We start from the raw sequence: 18211 nt of genomic DNA on the forward strand, positions 1-18211 counted from the left end.
CCGGTCAGCTCTGACGGGTGTCGCCGTCGATGAGCAACTGGCCGTTGTACCGGATCACCCTGATGACCTTGTGCTGGATGACCGGCGGCTGCCCGTTCTTCGTGTACGTGACGTCGACCGGCACATTGTCCGAGCCGTCGGGATTCGCGGTCACGCCCTGGGCATTGTTGCCGACGACATTGCTGTACTGACCCCAGTAGGCGCTGAAAGCGGCCTGGCTGCCGAACTGCGCCTGCGCGTTCGGCGACAGCATCGCCCAGTTCCCGCCGGGGCCGTTGCCCTGGTCGTAGTAGTTGATCACCAGCTGGCCGGCCTGGCCGAAGTCGATCGGGCCGCCGGTCGGGTCGTTGGTGACGCTGGACGGCGCCGTCGTCGTGGTGGTCGTGGTGGTGGTCGTCGTGCTGCTGCCGGTCGTCGAGGTGGCGCTCTTGCCGGTGGTGGTGCCGTTGGTGCCCGGCTGCTGCGGCGCGGTGGTGGGCGCCGGCGTGGTCGTCGAGCTGTTCACCACGGGCGGCGGGCTGTTGTAGTCGTTGATCACCGTGATGATGATCAGCCCGGCCGCGATGACCAGCACCACGATCACCGCGCCGATGATGATCGCCCGCCGCGACGCGGGCTGGTCGTCCGGCGGGCCGGTGAGGTCCTGGGCGGTGGACTGCTCCGTCGGCAGCGTCGCGGTGGCGAGAAACAGGGACGGCGGCTCCGGCGCCTCGGCGGCCATCACCGCCGTCTTCTGCGACGGCGTCCAAGCCGCGGGACGCCCGGCGCCGACCTCGGTCAGCGCGTCGGCGGCCTCCCGCATGGTGGGACGCGCCGCCGGTTCGGCGTCCAGCATGCCCATCAGCAGCGTGGTGACGGCGCCGGCCTGCTTCGGCGGCGGGATCGTGCCGGTGGCGACGGCGTGCAGCAGCGCGAGGGGGTTCTGGCTGGTGCCGAAGGGCGGCCGGCCCTCGACCGCGTTGTACAGCGTCGCGCCGAGCGAGAAGACGTCGGCGGCGGGGCTCGGGTCGTGGCCGCGGGCCACCTCGGGCGCCAGGTAGGCGGGCGTGCCGGCGGAGATGCCGGTCTGCGTCACGGTGACGTCGCCGACCGCGCGGGAGATGCCGAAGTCGGTGATCTTGGCGGTGCCGTTCTCGGTGAGCAGGATGTTGGCCGGCTTCACGTCCCGGTGCACGATGCCGGCGTTGTGCGCGGCGGACAGCGCCGACGCCACCTGGCCGCAGATCTTCGCGGCCTCCTCCGGCGACAGCGTGCCGCGCTCGGCCAGCACCGAGGACAGGCTGCGGGACGGCAGGAACTCCATCACCAGGCAGGGCTCGCCGTCGTTCTCGGCGACGTCGAACACAGTGATCGCGTTGGGGTGCTGGAGCCGCGCGGCGATGCGGGCCTCGCGCATGGCGCGCCGGCGCGCCTCGTCCGACTCCTGCTCGGACAGGCCCGGCTGGAGCACGAGCTGCTTGATCGCGACCATGCGCTCGAGACGCTCGTCCCTGGCCTGCCAGACGACGCCCATGGCGCCGCTGCCCACGCGTTCGACCAGCCGGTAGTGCCCGCCGATCAGCTGCCCCGTGTCGATGACCGATTACTCCTCGTGAACACCCCGACCCGCACGTCCCTCGATGGGTCACACAATAGCGACCTTGTATTACTACGGGCAGTAGGTGTACGCCACACCCGCACGACGTCCACTATGGACGCCCGAAGGTACGTTGACCAGCATGAGGACAGCAATCGTGACCGGCGCGGGCGCCGGCATCGGGGCGGCCACGGCGGTGGCCCTGCTGGACGCGGGATGGCACGTCGCGCTGGCCGGACGGCGGGAGGCGACGCTGCGGGAGACGGCCGGCGACCGGGAGAACACGCTGGTCGTGCCCACCGACGTGGCCGTCGAGGAACAGGTGGACACCCTGTTCGACACGGTCGAGAGCACCTGGGGCCGGCTCGACCTGCTCGTCAACAACGCCGGCACCGGCGGGCGCGCCGCGCCCGTGGCGGAGATGTCGCTGGCGTCGTGGCGGAAGGTTGTGGACACCAACCTCACAGGGTCGTTCCTGTGCGCCCGTGCCGCCTTTCGGGTGATGCAGCGGCAGCGGCCGAGGGGCGGGCGGGTCATCAACAACGGCTCGTTGTCCGCGCACGTGCCGCGGCCGTACTCGGCCGCGTACACCGCCAGCAAGCACGCCGTGACCGGGCTGACCAGGGTGTTGTCGTTGGAGGGAAGGGCTTACGACATCGCGTGCGGCCAGATCGACGTCGGCAACGCCGAGACGGCGATGACCGCCCGAATGGCCGACGGCGTGCCGCAGGCCGACGGCTCCATTCGGCCGGAACCGCGGATGGACGTCTCCGCGGTTTCCGACGCGGTGCTCTACATGGCCGGACTGCCGCTGTCCGCCAACGTGCAGTTCATGACGGTGATGGCGACAACGATGCCATTCATCGGTCGCGGTTGATCCCATTGCCGCCGCTCATGGGACCATCCGATCGTGCCCTGTCAGGACGAAGGTGAATACGCCTCAAGTTGTTACTCCGTTCAGAGGGCTACATTTTTCACAATTTGCGGCTACCGTGTGTCTCACCCGCCCCCCAGTCGTGGAGTATTGGGAAGGACACCCATGCTGAAAACGCTGGCCGCAATCGGTGTGGTTACCTCACTGCTGCAAACGCCGTTTGCGTGGACCAACCCGCCGCCGCCCGACAAGATTGTCATCGACGTCGCGACGGTGAACGGCTCAGGGTGCCCGGCCGGCACGGCCGCCGTCGCCGTGGCCCCCGACAACACGGCGTTCACCGTGACCTACAGCAACTACACGGCCCAGGTCGGCGTCGGCGCGCAGCCCACCGACCTGCGGAAGAACTGCCAGCTGGACCTCCGGGTTCACGTGCCGCAGGGATTCACCTACGCGATCGCCGAGGCCGATTACCGCGGCTTCGGCCATCTGGAGAAGGGTGCCTCCGGACAGGAGCGCGCGAACTACTACTTCCAGGGGAACGCACCGACTGCGTTTGTCTCGCACCCCATCAACGGCCCGTTCGACGACGACTGGCAGAACACCGATACGACGGATATCGGATCGCTGGTCTGGGAGCCGTGCGGCCAGGAACGCGACTTCAACATTAACACCGAGCTTCGGGTCGCCGCCGGAACGTCCAACACGAAGACGACGACCAGCTTCCTGAGCATGGACTCGACGGACGCCAGCATTACCACCATTTACCACTTCGCCTGGAAGACCTGCCCCTGACGCCCAGGGACAGAAACTGACGGCGCGGCAAGATTGCGATACCCCGGGCGCCCCCCATCGCCCGGGGTATCGCTACGCCACAAACCCCCGCGAGTCGCGCTCTCGGACACACCGAATGCGCGTCTCGGACACACCTTGGCGAGTCCCGCCCGGCGTCACACCGAACTGCGGTTTCCGGCAGAGACGAGCAGCGGGTCTCAGATCTGCCCGAAACCTGCATTCGGTGTGCCTGAGAGCGCGACTCGCGGGGGTTACACCAGGTCGAGGAGGCGGCGGCAGCGTTGGACGGCGTCGTCGGGGCCGCTCATGGTGAGCTCGCCGGCGGCCAGGGCGTCGGCCGCGGACATCTGCCCGGCGCCTAATCGCACCAGCGTCACCGCGTCCGCCGTCGCCACCACGGTGGCCTCGCCGGCCCGGCCGGCGGCGGCCTGCACGCGGCCGTCCCGCACCTCGAACCGGAAGACCTCGTCGTCGACGTGGAACTCGTAGTCCTCGTCCACATCGCCGGCCAGCTCGGCGCGCAGCCGGGTCTCCGCGGCGAGGAAGCCCCAGCGCGGCCGCACGGCGTCCATAGTGGACTTTTCCGGCGTGAAGCCGAAGCCCCACCGGGTGAGGTCCAGCACCACCGGCCGCAGCAGCGCGCCGGCATCGGTCAGCTCGTAGGCCGGCCGGCTCGGGCACTGCCGGATGACGCCCCGGTCGACCAGGAACTTCAGCCGGTCGGCGAGCAGGTTGGTGCCCAGGCCGGGCAGGTCGGCCAGCAGGTCGCTGTACCGGCGCGGCCCCAGCAGCAGCTCCCGCACGATGAGCAGCGTCCACCGCTCCCCCAGCACGTCCAGCGCGACCGCGAGGCCGCAGTACTGGTGATAGGCACGCTTGATGTTCAAGATCCTCACCTCCCCCGGGACGCCACTCTAGCCGAAAGTTTGCTGATACAACCTTATCGCCGGGAACGGTCACGGGCGGCGGAATGCACCCAGCTCCGGGTGTTCTTCCACGTATCGATCCAAGAGCCGGCCGGCGACCGTGACCGAATCGACCAAGGGGTGGACGGCGAACGCCCGCAGCGCCGCGTCCCGCGAGCCGGTCCGAGCGGCCTCGATCACGGCCCGCTCAACGGCTTTCACCGCCGTCACGAGCGCCAGCGCATGACCGGGCAGCGGCGCCGTCGCCAGCGGCCGCGCCCCGTTCGCACCCACCAGGCACGGCAGCTCCACGACCGCCTCGGCGTCCACGCCGGGCAGCGCCCCGCGGCCGCGCACGTTGAGGATCTGCGTCGACCGCTCGTCCCCGGCGATCGCCCGCATCAATGACAGCGCGATCCGCTCATAGCCGCCGCCGTCGAGATCGTCGGCGGCCCGCTCCCCCGCACCGGCGCTCTTCCGGTTCTCCGCCATGTACGTGGCCTCGCGCTCCAGCCGGGTCCGCTCCCAGCTCGCCAGCGACCCGCCGCCGTCGTAGAACCGCTGCTGCTGCTCGAGCAGGAACGCCCCTCGGCTCTGCCCGGCGCGCACGGCCTCCCGCGCGAAGTAGTAGAAGTGCAGGTACTCGTTGGGGATCGCGCCCAGCGCGCGCAGCCAGGGCGCGCCGAACAGCTTGCCCTCCTCGAACGACTCCAGCCGCGCGTCGTCGGCGAGCAGCCGCGGCAGCACATCCTCGCCGTCCACGACGACGGCTCGCAGCCAGCCCAGGTGGTTCAGGCCGGCGTAGTCCAGGAACGCCCGCTCCACGCCCAGCGCCTTCATGACGCGTTTGCCCAGGCCGGCGGGCGAATCGCAGATGCCGATGACGCGATCGCCGAGGTGCTCGGCCATCGCCTCGGTGACCATGCCGGCCGGGTTCGTGAAGTTGATGACCCACGCCTTCGGCGCGACCTCGGCGACCGTCCGCGCGATGTCCAGGGCCACCGGCACCGTCCGCAGCCCGTACGCGATGCCGCCCGCGCCGACCGTCTCCTGGCCGATGACGCCCTCTTCCACGGCGATCCGCTCGTCGACGGCCCGTCCGCGCAGGCCGCCGACCCGGATCGCGGAGAACACGAAGTCGGTGCCGGCCAAGGCCTTGCGCAGGTCCGTGGTGACGGTGATCTCCGGCGGCTTCGACGCGGTATGAGCCTGCTCGGCGAGCACCGTGCCGATCGCCGCCAGCCGCTGCGGGTCCAGGTCGTGCAGCACGAGCGAGGTGACGGCGCCGTCGGTCAGCAGCGCCCTGTGCACCAACGGGACCCGGAATCCGCCGCCGCCCAGGATCGTCAGCCTCATGCCGACGACCCTAACCGCCACCGCCCAAATCGGTCAGGCGGTGCGACGCATGTGATCGGCGGGATGCTGCACGATCCGGTTGATCACGGAGCCGGCCGCGCCGCGGACCGCCGCCTCCCAGCCGAGCCGGGACACCTCCACCCGCGGCTCCGTCCACCGGGCACCGAGCACGCGCGCCGACAGCTCGGCCTCCACCGGCTCCCGCAGCCACGGGGCCAGCAACGCGAACATGCCGCCGAGCAGCACGGCGTCCAGGTCGAACAGGTTGACCATGCCGGCCAGCGCCACGCCGAGGGCCTCGCCCGCCGCCTCGACGGCGTCGACCGCCCGCTCGTCGCCGGCCTCGGCCCGCTCCACCAGCCGCGCCAGCGGGCCGGCGGGGGTGGCCAGCGTCGTGCCGGTCCGCGGCGGGAGGCCCGCCGCGCGCAGGATCGCCTCCTGGCCGGCGATCGCCTCCAGGCAGCCGCGCGCGCCGCAGCCGCAGACGGGTCCCTCGGGCCGGACCGTGACGTGGCCGAGCTCGCCGGCGAAGCCGTTGCGGCCGCGGAACAGCTCGCCGCCGACGACCACGCCCGCGCCGATGCCGATCTCGCCGGAGACGTGGATGAAGTCCGTACGGGGCGGGGCGCCGAACCACAGCTCCCCCAGCGCCGCCAGGTTCGCCTCGTTCTCCACGCTCACCGGCGGCCAGCCGCGCCGGGTCAGCTCCGCCACCAGCGGCACCTGCGTCCAGCCGAGGTTCGGGGCCGACGCCAGCAGCCCTTCGGACGTACGGACCAGGCCCGGCACCGCCGCCACGACGCCCGCCACCGGCAGACCGGCGGAGCGCGCGCCGTCCAACGCCGTGTCGACCAGGTCGGCGGCCTCGGCCAGCACCTCGGCGGTGGGGCGGCCCCGGTTGTCCGCCAGCGACACCGCCTGGTGCCGGGGCCGTCCGGACAGGTCCAGCACGCAGCACGCCAGATAGTCGACGTTGATCTCCACGCCGACGCCGACCGGGCCGTCCGGGTTGAGCCGCAGCGCCTGCCCCGGCCGGCCGACGCTGTTGCCGGCCGGGCCGGCCTCGACGATCAGCCCGTGCCGGGTCAGCTCGTCGACCAGGCTGGAGACGGTGGCCTTGGTCAGGCCGGTCGCCGCCGCCACCTCGGCGCGGGAGACGCCCTCGCCGTCGGCGACGCTGCGCAGCACCACGCCCAGGTTGTGGTCGCGCATCCCCTGCTGGCGGACGGGAACGCCGGCCGTTTCACTCACGCCGTGAAGTGTACGGAACGGTTCCGCGTCGGCCTGGCCGAAGGGACTTTGAGCCGAACGTACCAACCTTGCGCGCGGACCGTAATCGGTTGGCTGCCGGCTCCGATGAGGCGGGCATGACGATCGCGCGCAGGATCCAGCAGCGGCTGACGAACTCGAACGATCCCCGGTCGTTGTCGGCACGCGCGCGGGCCAAGCGGTGGGACGAGCTGATGCGCCGGTTCCCGGCGCTGGACTCGATGCGGGTGCTCGACCTGGGCGGCATGCCGGACTTCTGGCGCAAGTCCACCGTGCGCCCGGCCCACGTCACCACGGTGAACCTGCTGACCGCCGACACCGAGGAAGCCTGGATGGAGCACGTCGTCAGCGACGCCTGCGCGCCGGAGGGCCTGTCCGACGAGAAGTTCGACCTGGTGGTGTCCAACAGCCTGCTGGAGCACGTCGGCGGCTACGCGCGGCGGCGGCAGCTCGCGGAGGTCATCCACGGGTACGCGGAACGGCACTGGGTGCAGACGCCGTACCGGTACTTCCCGATCGAGCCGCACTGGGCGTTCCCCGGGCTCCAGTTCCTGCCGGTGTCGGCGCGGGCGGCGGCGGTGCGGAAGTGGCCGCTGGGCCACGCGGCGATCAAGGGCAAGGACGAGTCGACGGACGCGGTGCTCGCGACGGAACTGTTGTCGCTGACCGAGATGCGCCTGCTGTTCCCGTCCTCGGACATCTGGCACGAGCGGGCCGCCGGCCTCACCAAGTCCCTGGTCGCCGTGCGGAGTTGATCTACCCCAAACCCACATTCGGTGTGTCTGTGCTTGTGCCGCGCGTTCCGCGCGGGGCGAGGTCGCTGAAGATCCGACCTCTTTCCTTGTCTCAGCTCGATCGATGAACAGACTCGATCGAGCTGAGCCTGCGGTCCAGAGGCCGGCGCGACCTCGCGCGCTCCCGCGGGGGTTGTCAGATCCAGCCGTTGCGTTTGGCGTGCAGGGCCAGCTGGAAGCGGTTGGCGGCGCCGGTGCGGGACATCAGGCCCTCCAGGTGCCGGAACAGGGTCCGGCGGCTGATGCCCAGCGTCCGGGCCACCTGCTCGTCGCCCAGACCGGCCGCCAGCAGGCCGAGCAGGCGACGCTCGCTCGGTTGCAGGTACGGCCCGGTGTCCTGCTCCCCCAGCGCCAGCGGCAGCGCGGCCCGCCAGCACACCTCGAACAGCCCGGTCAGCGCGGCCAGCAGGCTCGACGGCCGGATCAGCAGCGCCGCGCCCTCGCCGTTGTCGATCTCGGCCAACGACAGCGACAGCAGCGCGCAGTCCGTGTCGAATATCAACAGTTTCACCGGCACCTCGGGCAGCGTGCGGGCCTCCTCGCCGGCCTTGACGCACGGAACCACGTTGTCCGTCAGGTATTCCGACCGCTCCAGCGCCGTCTTCGCATACACCGCGCGGTAGCGGATGCCGGCGGCGAGATTGTCCAGCTCGGTCTGGTTGACGTCCGCGCCGGTGTAGTACGGCGGCGAGTCCAGGCCGCGGACCTCGCTGCGCACCGACTGCTCCAACTGCCGGATCCGGTCCTGCACGGCGGGTCCCCTGATGACCTCGAGCAGGTTCTCGACGCCCTCGACGACTCCCTGCCGCAGCGCGCGAAACGTGTCCGCCGCGGCCACCCGCGCCGCCGCCAGCTCCGCCTCTCTTCGGCGGGTCAACAGGTCCAGCGCCGGGCCGGGCGGCATCGCCACGAACTGCCCGCGGTCCGGGCCCGCCCGACCGGCCAGCCCCACCTGGATCAGTTCCTCGACGCCGCAACGGATCTCGTCCGGCCGATGCCCCACGACCTCGGCGAGCTGGTCCAATGTGGACGTTCCGAGGGCCACCAGCGCGAGGTAGGTCCGCGCGGCCTGTTCGCCGAGTCCGAGGGTGACGAGGTGACCGGTGTCCGCCGAACCCATTGGCATCCCCCTCGGGCAGGTGCGTTTCGGCACATTAGTGCCACTGACACCCGTGCGCCACCGGGGCGGCCCGTGGCGGAGTACACAACGGAGCACGGCTTTCCCTCTACCCTGCCATGGAGGAAACGTGCGCAGTCCCAGACGATGGTTGGCCGCCCTCACCGGAATGGCCGCAATCGCGCTCACCGCCGGATCGGCGATGGCCTCGGCGACCCCGGCGCCCGCCGCCCCGACCAACCACCCCGTCACCCACGTCTGCGACCAACACCCGAAGCCGGGCTTCGCGGCCTGCTTCGCCCTGCGCAGAACGGATGTCACCGCGTCGCCGAACACGCCGTCGCTGCCCAGCGGCTACGGCCCGAGCGACCTGCGCAGCGCCTACAACCTGACCGCCGGCGGCAGCGCGTCGGCGACCGTCGCCATCGTCGACTCGAACGACGACCCCAACGCCGAGTCGGACCTGTCCACCTACCGCTCGACCTACGGCCTGCCGGCGTGCACCACCGCCAACGGCTGTTTCAAGAAGGTCAACGAGAACGGCCAGACCAGCCCGCTGCCCACCGCCGACACCGGGTGGGCCGGCGAGATCTCGCTGGACGTGGACATGGTTTCGGCGATCTGCCCGAACTGTCACATTCTTCTGGTCGAGGCGAACCAGCCGTCCATGAGCGACCTGGGCACCGCCGTGAACACCGCGGTGAGCTTGGGCGCGAAGTACGTCTCCAACAGCTACGGCGGCTCCGAGGACGGCACGGAGAACTCCTCGGACTCCAGCTACTTCAACCACCCGGGCGTCGCGATCACCGCCAGCACCGGTGACTCCGGCTACGGCATCAGCTACCCGTCCTCCTCCGCGTACGTGACCGCGGTCGGCGGCACGTCGCTGAGCCGGGCCAGCAACAGCCGCGGCTGGACCGAATCCGCGTGGAGCGGCGCGGGTTCCGGCTGCTCCAGCGACGTCGCGAAGCCGTCGTTCCAGGGCAGCGTGAACACCGGCTGCTCCAACCGCGCCGACGCCGACGTGTCCGCGGTCGCCGACCCGAACACCGGCCTGGCCGTGTACCAGACCTACGGCGGCAGCGGCTGGGCCGTCTACGGCGGCACCAGCGCGTCCTCGCCGATCATCGCCTCGGTGTACGCCCTCGCCGGCACCCCCGGTTCCAGCGACCGCCCGGCCTCCTACCCGTACGCCAACACCGGCTCCCTCTACGACGTGACCTCGGGCAGCAACGGCAGCTGTTCGCCGTCCGTGCAGTGCAACGCGGGCGCCGGCTGGGACGGCCCGACCGGCCTCGGCACCCCGAACGGCACCGCGGCGTTCACCGCCGGCGGCACCCCGCCGCCGCCCGGCTCGCCCAGCGTCACCAACCCCGGCAGCCAGTCCGGCACCGTCGGCACCGCGGCCAGCCTCCAGCTCTCGGCCACCGGCGGCACCACGCCGTACACGTGGAGCGCCACCGGCCTGCCGGCCGGCCTGTCGATCTCCTCGTCCGGCCTGATCTCCGGCACACCCAGCACGGCCGGCACCTCCTCGGTGACCGCCACCGTGACCGACGCCGCCGGCAAGACCGGCAGCGCCACGTTCTCGTGGACGATCAACCCGCAGGGCGGCGGCGGCTGCTCCAGCACCGGCCAGAAGCTCGGCAACCCCGGCTTCGAGTCGGGCACCGCGCCGTGGACCACCACCGCCGGCGTGATCAACGCCAACGGCGCCGGTGAGACCGCCCACGGCGGCACGCACTACGCCTGGCTGGACGGCTACGGCACCACGCACACCGACTCCGCCACCCAGTCGGTCGCCATCCCGGCGGGCTGCCACGCGACGCTGTCGTTCTGGCTGCACATCGACACCGCGGAGACGACCACGACGACGCAGTACGACAAGCTGACCGTCAAGGTCGGCTCGACCACCGTGGCCACCTTCTCCAACCTCAACGCGGCCACCGGTTACGTTCAGCACTCGTACGACGTTTCGTCGCTGGCCGGCCAGACCGTGACCGTCTCGTTCAGCGGGACCGAGGATTCCTCACTCCAGACGTCCTTCGTCCTCGACGACACGGCGCTCACGTTGAGCTGAAACGCTTTTCTACACAGGGGGCGGAGCACGTCGCGGTGCTCCGCCCCCGCTTTTGTCATGATCGTGACTATGTCACTGTCACGACGGTGACGATTACTGACCGGAGTCAAAACCTGGTGCCGTGTGGCAGAATCGCCGAACACCGACAGTTCTGGGGATGAAGCCATGAGAACGACCGCCGAACGGCTGCCCAGGGAATTGGCGACACTGATCAGACCTCAGCTGCCACCGCTGGCCGAGGAGATCATCCACACCATCCGGGCCACCATCCCGGAATACGCGAAACCGCTGGACGGCTGCTACGGGCAGGCCATCCGGCTGGGTGTCAACCAGGCGCTGACGCAGTTCGTGGACCGCATCGCCGAGCCCGACCGATCCCGTGCCGACTTCGCCGAGGTGTACCGCCAGCTCGGCCGGCTGGAGGCCAGCGAGGGCCGCAGCCTCGACTCGTTGCAGAAGGCGTACCGACTGGGCACGCGCGTGGCGTGGCGGCACCTGATTCGGTTCAGACAGCGCAGCGGGCTGCCCACGCAGATGATGTGGACGCTCGGCGAGGCCACCCTGGCCTACGCCGACGAGCTGATCGCGCTGTCCGTCGAGGGATACGCCGACATGCAGGCCCGCAGCGCGCAGGGTCTCCAGCGGCGGCGCAAGCGGCTGGTCCGGCTGCTGCTCAGCGAGGAGGACCGGGACCGCGCCGAGGCCGTCGAGCTCGCCCCGGTCGCGCGCTGGCCGCTGCCCGCGCAGCTGTGCGTGGTGATGCTGGATCGTGTCAGCGGGGACGGTGTGCCCGAGCTGCCCGACGACATGCTCGTCGACGTCCAGGGCGCCCAGGCGTGTGTGCTGGTGCCCGATCCCGACGCCGCCGACTGGTGGGCGCGGTGCGGCGCCAAGCTGGCCGACTGGCGCGTCGTGATCGGCCCCACGGTGGCGCTCACCGACTCCGCCAAGTCGTTCAAGCACGCCCAGCTCGCGCGGGATCTGGTGCGGCGCAACACCATCGACGGCACCTCGCCCGTCCGCTGCGTCGACCACCTGTCCACGCTGTGGCTGCTCACCGACGAGTTCCTGGTGGAGCAGCTCATCCGCAAGCGCCTGGCCCCGCTCGCGCCGCTCACCGACAAGCAGCACAAGCGGCTCGGCGAGACGCTGCTGGCGTGGCTCGAGACCCGCGGCGGCGCCCCCGAGATCGCCGCCCGCCTTCGGGTTCACCCCCAGACCGTGCGGTACCGCATGCGTCAGGTCGAACGCCTCTTCGGCGACCAACTCCGCTGCCCCGACGCCCGCTTCGAGCTGGAGGTCGCCCTCCGCGCCGCCTCCCTCACCGAAGCCCCGGCGCCCCCCGTCCAAGAGGAGGAAGCCGGCTGACCCCCGCGAGTCGCGCTCACGGACACACCGAATGTAGGTTTCACGCAGAAGATCGAAACCGCCGGTCCCTGGCGGCGGAACGCCGTCCGCGCCGCCAGGACCTCGCCTGACGTAACGGCCCCGGGCGGGCGGCGATGCATGCGTCGTGACCGATTTCCGCCTGCCTGACTGGGCCGTTCCGTCGGAACCGCGGGCAACAAAGGTCGTCAATCAAAAGATCGACATTCGCGATCAGTGGTGGTCGGCGGAAATCAACCGGCTCGGGCTCGACGGCACGCCGCCGGCGTCACCGTCGCTCACCCGCGCCGAGGTCTGGTCTCCCGACGACGACGTGTTCTCCCTCCTGTGGCGGGCCCTCGCGTGGGGATCGGGTCCTCACCTCCGAAACAACAAGCGCCGCCTGGACAGCATCGCTGCGGACCCGGACGGAGCGAGGAAACTCCTCGAGGCCGCACGGGAAGAGGCGCGGCGCGACCCCGAAGGCGCATACCAGCTGCTGATGCCCAACGGCCGGGCCGCGATCAAGTACCTGGGCCCGGCTTTCTTCACCAAGTTCCTGTACTTCGCGGGCGGCGGCGATCCACTTCACCGCTGCCTGATTCTCGACGAGCGGGTCGCGACCTCCGTATGCGATCACTGCGGCGCGACCTGGTTCCCGATCAGGGGCTGGTATCCGGAGACCTACGCGTGGTACTGCGACCAACTGGCTCAGGAGGCCAAGACCCGCGACCGCGCCGCCGACGAGATCGAACTCCTCCTGTTCAAGGGGCACGAATGACCACCAATGACGTGCACGAGGGCATCACCGACGATCTGCTCGATCCGCTGACCGACTGCGTCGAACCCGGCGAGACCTACTGGGCCAGACCCGAGCGGTCGACGCCCGGCCGTTGGACGTGGGCCGAATACTGCGCGTAGATCGGCCGCTCCCCGGAGTGGACGGCGAAGGATCGGAACCTGGAGATATAGGTGACCCCCGGACATGGCCAGTCCGGGGGTCGAGAGGTCCGCCCAATTGGCACACCGGCACGTTTAAGGGGACGGGTCACGCTCAGGTCGCCGCGCTCTTCCGTTGAGCTACGGCCGCAGGTGGCTCGGCCGGCGGGATTTGAACCCGCACCTCGGCGAGGCTCGCCCGTCCCCGGGCGATCCGGTGTTCGGCGGCAATGCTGAAGCTGGAGCGAGAGTCTGAGGTTGATACCCGGGCTGCCTCTGCCGGTTGGGCTACCCCGGCTCGGTGGTGCCGGGAGGAGGACTCGAACCTCCACTGTGACCGGGTGTGGTCAGGCTGACGACTCAGTTTCAGCTTCACGCCCCGGTGTCGGGGCGCGCCCCCGCGCTCCAGCGGGGGAGTCTCGAAGGCTACCCGAACAGGTAGCCGAACACGGCGTCGCCGACGCGCTGGTCGGTGACCTCGAGGGCGTTGGCCTCCTCGCGGGCGAACTTCACCGCCTGCTGGAGCTTCTCGACGCGGTCGACGAGCTCGTTGACGCGCCGCGCGGGCAGCGCGCCGGAGAACTTGACGGTGGTCCAGTAGCCGACGGGCACGTCCTCGTAGTAGACCTCGACCTGAGCCGGGTGCTTCTCGGTGGCCTCGGCCTTGACGTGGTTGCGCGGCACCTTCTTGGTGCGGATGGTCCGCACCTGCTCGGTGCGCCAGTAGTCGGCGGACTCCTCGAAGCTCCAGGACTCGGCGGCGTCGAGCAGCGGCAGCTTCTTGACGAAGGTGTGCAGATCGACCAGCTGCTTCTCGAGGAACAGCAGGTAGGCCACGGGCACGTCGGACAGCAGCGTGCGGCCGTCGACGACGACGTCGGCCTTGGCCACGCAGTTGGCCCAGTCCTTGGTCGCGGTGACGTCGAACAGCCGCGTCAGCACGGACGCTGTCCGCCGCAGCACGTCCTCGGTCTTGACCTGGACCCGCGTGGACTCGGGCGGCAGCACCTCGCCGTCCTCGTCCTTCGGCTGGTAGGTGCGGGAGATGCCGGCGAGCAGCGCCGGCTTCTGCAGGGCGTGGTGCGCGTCGGTGAGGTCCCGCAGCGCGCCGCTCTTGACGCCCTTCTCGACCGCGATGATCTGGTTCAGCTTCGTCGTCATGATGGCGGAAAGGGTAGCGGCGCGCTGATCACCACCGCAGCCGAATTAGTCCACAACAGGTTCCTGACATCGCGCGCCTACCGTGCGCGACATGCTGAGCACACTGGGCATCGGAATTCTCCTGGCCGGCACGGTTCTCGCGCCGCCGGCCGACACCGTGGCCACGCACGACCTGACGGTGTCGGCGGCGGACCGGCAGGCGGTGTTGGCGTACTGGACACCGGAGCGGATCAGGGCGCTGATCGTGCCGTCCACTGTGGACAATCCGCCGAAGTCGGGTCCGGACGGCGCGCCGTGGACGGGCGGGCTCCCGACGGTCGGACGGCTGTTCTTCACGGATCACGGCGAGGACGCGAGCTGCACGGCGACGGTGGTGGACAGCGCCAATCGCAGCACGATCGTCACCGCCGGGCACTGCGTCGACGACACGGATCTGCTGGGCGACAACAACGCCTGGAACGCCGACGTGCTGTTCATCCCCGGCTATCACGACGGCCAGGCCCCGTACGGGAAGTTCGTCGGCCGACTCGGCGTGGCCGACAAGACGTGGCTGCTGAACGATCAGCAGAACGGCGCGAAGTTCGACGCTTTCGATCAGGCCTTTGTGGTCGTGAGCCCGAACGAGCACGGCCGGCGCGTGCAGGACGCGGTCGGCGGGGCGCAGCGCATCGGCTTCGACCGGCCGGGCGAAACCGTCGAATTCCAGTTCGGCTACCCGCGGGCCAGCAGTGACCCGGCGCGCGAGAATCTGCCGGAGTACACCGGGGAGGAACTGGCCTACTGCCACGGCGTCGCCAAGCAGTACCCCGGCACTCCCGACTATCCGGACTCGCCCGACCAGTGGGGTCCGGCCTGCACGATGGGCGGCGGCTCCAGCGGCGGCCCGCGGATCGCCGACTTCCACCACGGCGTCGGCACGGTCGTCGGCGACAACACCCACGCCGGCTTCTTCACCACCGGAACGAACGACGTCTGTACCACGCAGGATCACACGGGGTGCACGCGATACCTGGTCGGTCCCCAATTCGACAGCAAGATCACCAAGCCGCTGTACGACCGCGCCGCGCATTCCTGAGCCGCCACCACACCGAGCGCGAGGCCCCGCCGACGCTTGGCCCGGTTGCTGGATTTTCAAGCACCGCCACCCGACGCACACTCCACTCAGCCGACGCGGTGCTTGAAAATCCGGCAAGGGCCAGGTACCGGCCCCACAAGGGGCCGAGCCGCGCGCGGAACGCGCGCCAACAACACGAACGGACCATTGACCGGGGGTCGTGACCGTCACTAGCGTCAGCCGCGAATTTTTTTCATGTTTCCCGGGGAGCGTGATGAGGGCACTGATCGCGGTGCTCGCGGCGGCGACGGCGGTGCTGGGCACGGCCCCCGCGGCGGTGGCGGACGACGTCCGGGCGCACGGCCTGACCGTCCAGAACGGCACCTTTGTGGACGGTTACGGGCGCGAGGTGGTGCTGCGGGGCTTCAACATCTCGGGCGAGGTGAAGCTCGCGGAGAACGGCTTCCTGCCGTTCGCGAGCACCGCCGACGCCCAGGCCACGGCGCAGGCGATGCGTCGGCTGACGGGCGCGAACGCGGTGCGCTTCCTGATCTCCTGGGCCGGCGCGGAGCCGACCCGCGGCCAGCTCGACACCACGTATCTGGCCAAGCTGGCCGACCAGATGAAGGCCTTCCTGGACGCCGGCTTCGAGGTGCTGCCGGACTACCACCAGGACCTCTACTCCCGCTACCTGTTCAACACCGGCAGCTGGTACAGCGGCGACGGCGCGCCGAAGTGGGTGATCGACGCCGGCCACTATCCACAGGAGAGCTGCGGGGCGTGTGTCCACTGGGGACAGAACGTCACATCGAACGCCGCGGTGAAGGACGCCACCAGCGACTTCTGGCACAACGCCAACGGCGTGCAGGACGAGTTCGTCAACCAGGCCACGCAGACCATGCAGTACCTGCACGACCGCCTGACGTCCGACGAGTTCGCGGGCATCGCCGGCCTGGACCCGTGGAACGAGCCCTACGCCGGCAACTACGACAGCAACCAGAACAGCCAGTCGTGGGAGCAGAACGTGCTGTGGCCGTTCTTCCAGCGTTTCCGCCAGGCCATGGACACCGCCGGCTGGCAGGCGAAGCCGGCGTTCATCGAGCCGAACATGTTCTGGAACGCCAACATCTCCTTCGAGAAGCAGACCGGCGGTTTCCTCGACACCGGCGCGATCGGCTCCCGCTACGTCTTCAACACGCACTTCTACGACGAGCTGGCGCAGTCTGGCGTCCTCATGCCGGGCAAGGCCGGCGACGGCCAGTACTCCAACGACTTCGGCACCATCCGGGACCGCGCGGGAGCTCTCGGCACGGCGGCGATCGTCACCGAGTTCGGTCATCCGATGAGCGGATACACCTCGGACAAGACGCCCACCGTGGACAAGGCGATGTACCAGGGCCTCGATTCCCGGCTCTCCGGCGCGAACTGGTGGAGCCACCCGGCGCAGTCCGGCCCGGTGCTGTCGGGCACGCAGTGGCACTGGGACGTCTACAGCGGCCAGCACCACGAGCTGATGAATGACAATCCGGACAAGGTGCAGACCACCGCCGACGGCTGGAACGGCGAGGACTACTCCGCGGTCCAGAACGGACAACTGCGGCAGGATTCCCGGCTGCTGGACCGCCTCTACCCGGCGGCGGTCGCCGGCCACACGCTGGCGTTCACGTACGAGGACCGTTCCCGCGACGGCAGCCAGGTGCTGACCTGGAACCCGGTGCCGAGCTCCATGCCCGCGACGTCGGCGATCGTCGGCAGCGGCCGCTACGGCGTGCTGGTGTGGCAGGGCAGCGCCGGCGACGCGCCGACGGAACTGCACGTGCCGGCGGACCTGAACGCCACCGTGATCTCCGACGTGACAGCGTCCAGAGCAGGCGATCGCCTGCTGCTGGCGGCTTCCCCCGGCCTGCACTTCGCGCTCGTCGCGGAGCCGGCGGCGTCGCCTTCGGACAGTCAGCTCACCGCCGCCCGCGCCGAACTCGCCCGTTGGGCGCCGTCAGCCACCGCGGGGGCGTCCTAGAATCGCCGGATGGTCGAGGGCACGCCGCTGGTCCGCAAGCTCGGCATCAGGCCGGGCCACCTGGTGACGCTGCGGCACGCCCCGCCCGGCTGGACGTTCCCTGACGTGGAGTTGGTCGAGGACGACATCACCGGGGCAGATGTCGTCCTCGCCTTCTACCGCCGCCACGCCGACCTCGGCGACGACGTCACCGCCCTTGCGTCGGGACTGGCGGTGGCGTCGTCGCTGTGGGTCTGCTGGCCCCGCCGCGCGGGCGGGCACCGCAGCGACATCACCGACAACGTGCTGCGCGAACTCCTGCTGCCCACCGGTCTCGTCGACGTCAAGGTGGCGGCGCTGTCCGAGGACTGGTCGGGGCTGAAGTTCGTGTGGCGCAAGGAACTCAGGGGGTGACCTCGCGGTCGCCGTGGCGACCGAACACCGTGGTCCGCTCCTGCTCCCGCTCGGTGATCTCCTGCTGGGTGCTCAACTGCTCGGCGAGCCGGTCGCGCTCGCGGCTGGCATCCGCCGCCTCGCGACGCGCCGCCCGGTATTCGGCGTTACGCGCACGACGACGCCGCCCGCCCATGGCGACCATCCACACGCCCAGGCAGAACACCAGTCCGAGCACGATGCCGCCGACGAAGATCTGCGTCTCGTTGGCGTTGGTCACGTGCTGCCCGAACGCGGTGATCTCATGGGTCGAGCCGGCGCCGTTGAACGCCACCGCCGCCACCGCGGCGGCGACCGCCAACACGATCAGCACGAGTCCGACGATCATGGCCGTTCACCTCCACTGGGGCCCGTCCGGCCCGATGCCGGCGGTTACCCGCTGCGCGGCGACTCAAACGTGTGCGCCGAACGGAGCCATCGCGTATACGCGGTCGCAGCATTGGCGAGCGCTTAGGCCGATAGCCCGTACGCGCTAAA

17 protein-coding genes are annotated in these 18211 nt (G+C 70.2%); 10 read left to right on the top strand and 7 right to left on the bottom strand.

Going from position 1 to position 18211, the window contains the following annotated elements; all coding sequences use genetic code 11:
- Window positions 1-4 precede the first annotated feature (4 nt).
- Window positions 5-1513: a serine/threonine-protein kinase gene (locus BCF44_RS49095; RefSeq protein ID WP_211353593.1), complete on the bottom strand. Its 1509-nt coding sequence runs from the start codon at window positions 1511-1513 to the stop codon at window positions 5-7.
- 205 nt (window positions 1514-1718) lie between these two features.
- Between BCF44_RS49095 and BCF44_RS49100 the strand changes: the two genes are divergently transcribed.
- Together BCF44_RS49100 and BCF44_RS49105 are read left to right on the top strand one after the other, a co-directional pair.
- Window positions 1719-2453, top strand: coding sequence for an SDR family oxidoreductase (locus tag BCF44_RS49100; RefSeq protein WP_116181477.1), 735 nt, complete (start codon window positions 1719-1721; stop codon window positions 2451-2453).
- Window positions 2454-2615: 162 nt separating this feature from the next.
- Complete coding sequence (locus tag BCF44_RS49105; protein WP_116181478.1) at window positions 2616-3245, top strand: DUF4360 domain-containing protein; 630 nt, start codon at window positions 2616-2618, stop codon at window positions 3243-3245.
- Between the two features lie 251 nt (window positions 3246-3496).
- On the opposite strand, the gene BCF44_RS49110 is transcribed toward BCF44_RS49105, so the two are convergent.
- The 3 genes from BCF44_RS49110 to BCF44_RS49120 all read right to left on the bottom strand — a co-directional run bounded on the left by BCF44_RS49110 (window position 3497) and on the right by BCF44_RS49120 (window position 6757).
- Complete coding sequence (locus BCF44_RS49110) at window positions 3497-4132, bottom strand: winged helix-turn-helix transcriptional regulator (protein WP_116181479.1); 636 nt, start codon at window positions 4130-4132, stop codon at window positions 3497-3499.
- A 69-nt stretch (window positions 4133-4201) separates the two neighbouring features.
- Window positions 4202-5506 (bottom strand): 6-phospho-beta-glucosidase, encoded by a 1305-nt coding sequence (locus BCF44_RS49115; protein WP_116181480.1) that lies wholly within the window; start codon window positions 5504-5506, stop codon window positions 4202-4204.
- 33 nt (window positions 5507-5539) lie between these two features.
- Window positions 5540-6757 (bottom strand): ROK family transcriptional regulator, encoded by a 1218-nt coding sequence (locus tag BCF44_RS49120; protein WP_246016262.1) that lies wholly within the window; start codon window positions 6755-6757, stop codon window positions 5540-5542.
- 116 nt (window positions 6758-6873) lie between these two features.
- Here BCF44_RS49120 and BCF44_RS49125 point away from each other — a divergent pair, with 116 nt between their 5' ends.
- Window positions 6874-7530, top strand: a complete 657-nt coding sequence (locus BCF44_RS49125) for a class I SAM-dependent methyltransferase (protein ID WP_116181482.1) — start codon at window positions 6874-6876, stop codon at window positions 7528-7530.
- A gap of 175 nt (window positions 7531-7705) precedes the next feature.
- Here the strand turns inward: BCF44_RS49125 and BCF44_RS49130 are convergent, their stop codons facing one another.
- Complete coding sequence (locus BCF44_RS49130) at window positions 7706-8689, bottom strand: LuxR C-terminal-related transcriptional regulator (RefSeq protein ID WP_116181483.1); 984 nt, start codon at window positions 8687-8689, stop codon at window positions 7706-7708.
- A gap of 166 nt (window positions 8690-8855) precedes the next feature.
- On the opposite strand from BCF44_RS49130, the gene BCF44_RS49135 reads away from it, so the two are divergent.
- The 4 genes from BCF44_RS49135 to BCF44_RS56215 all read left to right on the top strand — a co-directional run bounded on the left by BCF44_RS49135 (window position 8856) and on the right by BCF44_RS56215 (window position 13052).
- Window positions 8856-10766, top strand: coding sequence for a S53 family peptidase (locus BCF44_RS49135; RefSeq protein ID WP_116181484.1), 1911 nt, complete (start codon window positions 8856-8858; stop codon window positions 10764-10766).
- A gap of 165 nt (window positions 10767-10931) precedes the next feature.
- Window positions 10932-12134, top strand: a complete 1203-nt coding sequence (locus BCF44_RS49140; protein WP_116181485.1) for a PucR family transcriptional regulator — start codon at window positions 10932-10934, stop codon at window positions 12132-12134.
- A 145-nt stretch (window positions 12135-12279) separates the two neighbouring features.
- Window positions 12280-12912 (top strand): 8-oxoguanine DNA glycosylase OGG fold protein, encoded by a 633-nt coding sequence (locus BCF44_RS49145; RefSeq protein WP_116181486.1) that lies wholly within the window; start codon window positions 12280-12282, stop codon window positions 12910-12912.
- Window positions 12909-13052 (top strand): hypothetical protein, encoded by a 144-nt coding sequence (locus tag BCF44_RS56215; RefSeq protein ID WP_170218171.1) that lies wholly within the window; start codon window positions 12909-12911, stop codon window positions 13050-13052. Before BCF44_RS49145 ends, BCF44_RS56215 begins: the two co-directional genes overlap by 4 nt.
- 444 nt (window positions 13053-13496) lie before the next feature.
- On the opposite strand, the gene BCF44_RS49150 is transcribed toward BCF44_RS56215, so the two are convergent.
- Complete coding sequence (locus BCF44_RS49150; protein WP_116181487.1) at window positions 13497-14231, bottom strand: DUF7873 family protein; 735 nt, start codon at window positions 14229-14231, stop codon at window positions 13497-13499.
- 91 nt (window positions 14232-14322) lie between these two features.
- On the opposite strand from BCF44_RS49150, the gene BCF44_RS49155 reads away from it, so the two are divergent.
- The 3 genes from BCF44_RS49155 to BCF44_RS49165 all read left to right on the top strand — a co-directional run bounded on the left by BCF44_RS49155 (window position 14323) and on the right by BCF44_RS49165 (window position 17695).
- Complete coding sequence (locus BCF44_RS49155) at window positions 14323-15306, top strand: trypsin-like serine peptidase (protein WP_116181543.1); 984 nt, start codon at window positions 14323-14325, stop codon at window positions 15304-15306.
- Between the two features lie 253 nt (window positions 15307-15559).
- On the top strand, window positions 15560-17302 hold the full coding sequence (locus BCF44_RS49160; protein ID WP_116181488.1) for an endoglycosylceramidase: 1743 nt from the start codon (window positions 15560-15562) through the stop codon (window positions 17300-17302).
- Between the two features lie 9 nt (window positions 17303-17311).
- Window positions 17312-17695 (top strand): DUF3052 family protein, encoded by a 384-nt coding sequence (locus BCF44_RS49165; protein WP_116181489.1) that lies wholly within the window; start codon window positions 17312-17314, stop codon window positions 17693-17695.
- Here BCF44_RS49165 and BCF44_RS49170 read toward each other — a convergent pair.
- A complete protein-coding gene (locus BCF44_RS49170) occupies window positions 17685-18062 on the bottom strand; it encodes a hypothetical protein (protein ID WP_116181490.1) in 378 nt (125 codons plus the stop codon). The genes BCF44_RS49165 and BCF44_RS49170 overlap by 11 nt on opposite strands.
- Window positions 18063-18211: the final 149 nt, after the last annotated feature.

Origin of the sequence: Kutzneria buriramensis (assembly GCF_003387475.1) — a bacterium.
Taxonomy (GTDB): Bacteria; Actinomycetota; Actinomycetes; order Mycobacteriales; family Pseudonocardiaceae; genus Kutzneria; species Kutzneria buriramensis.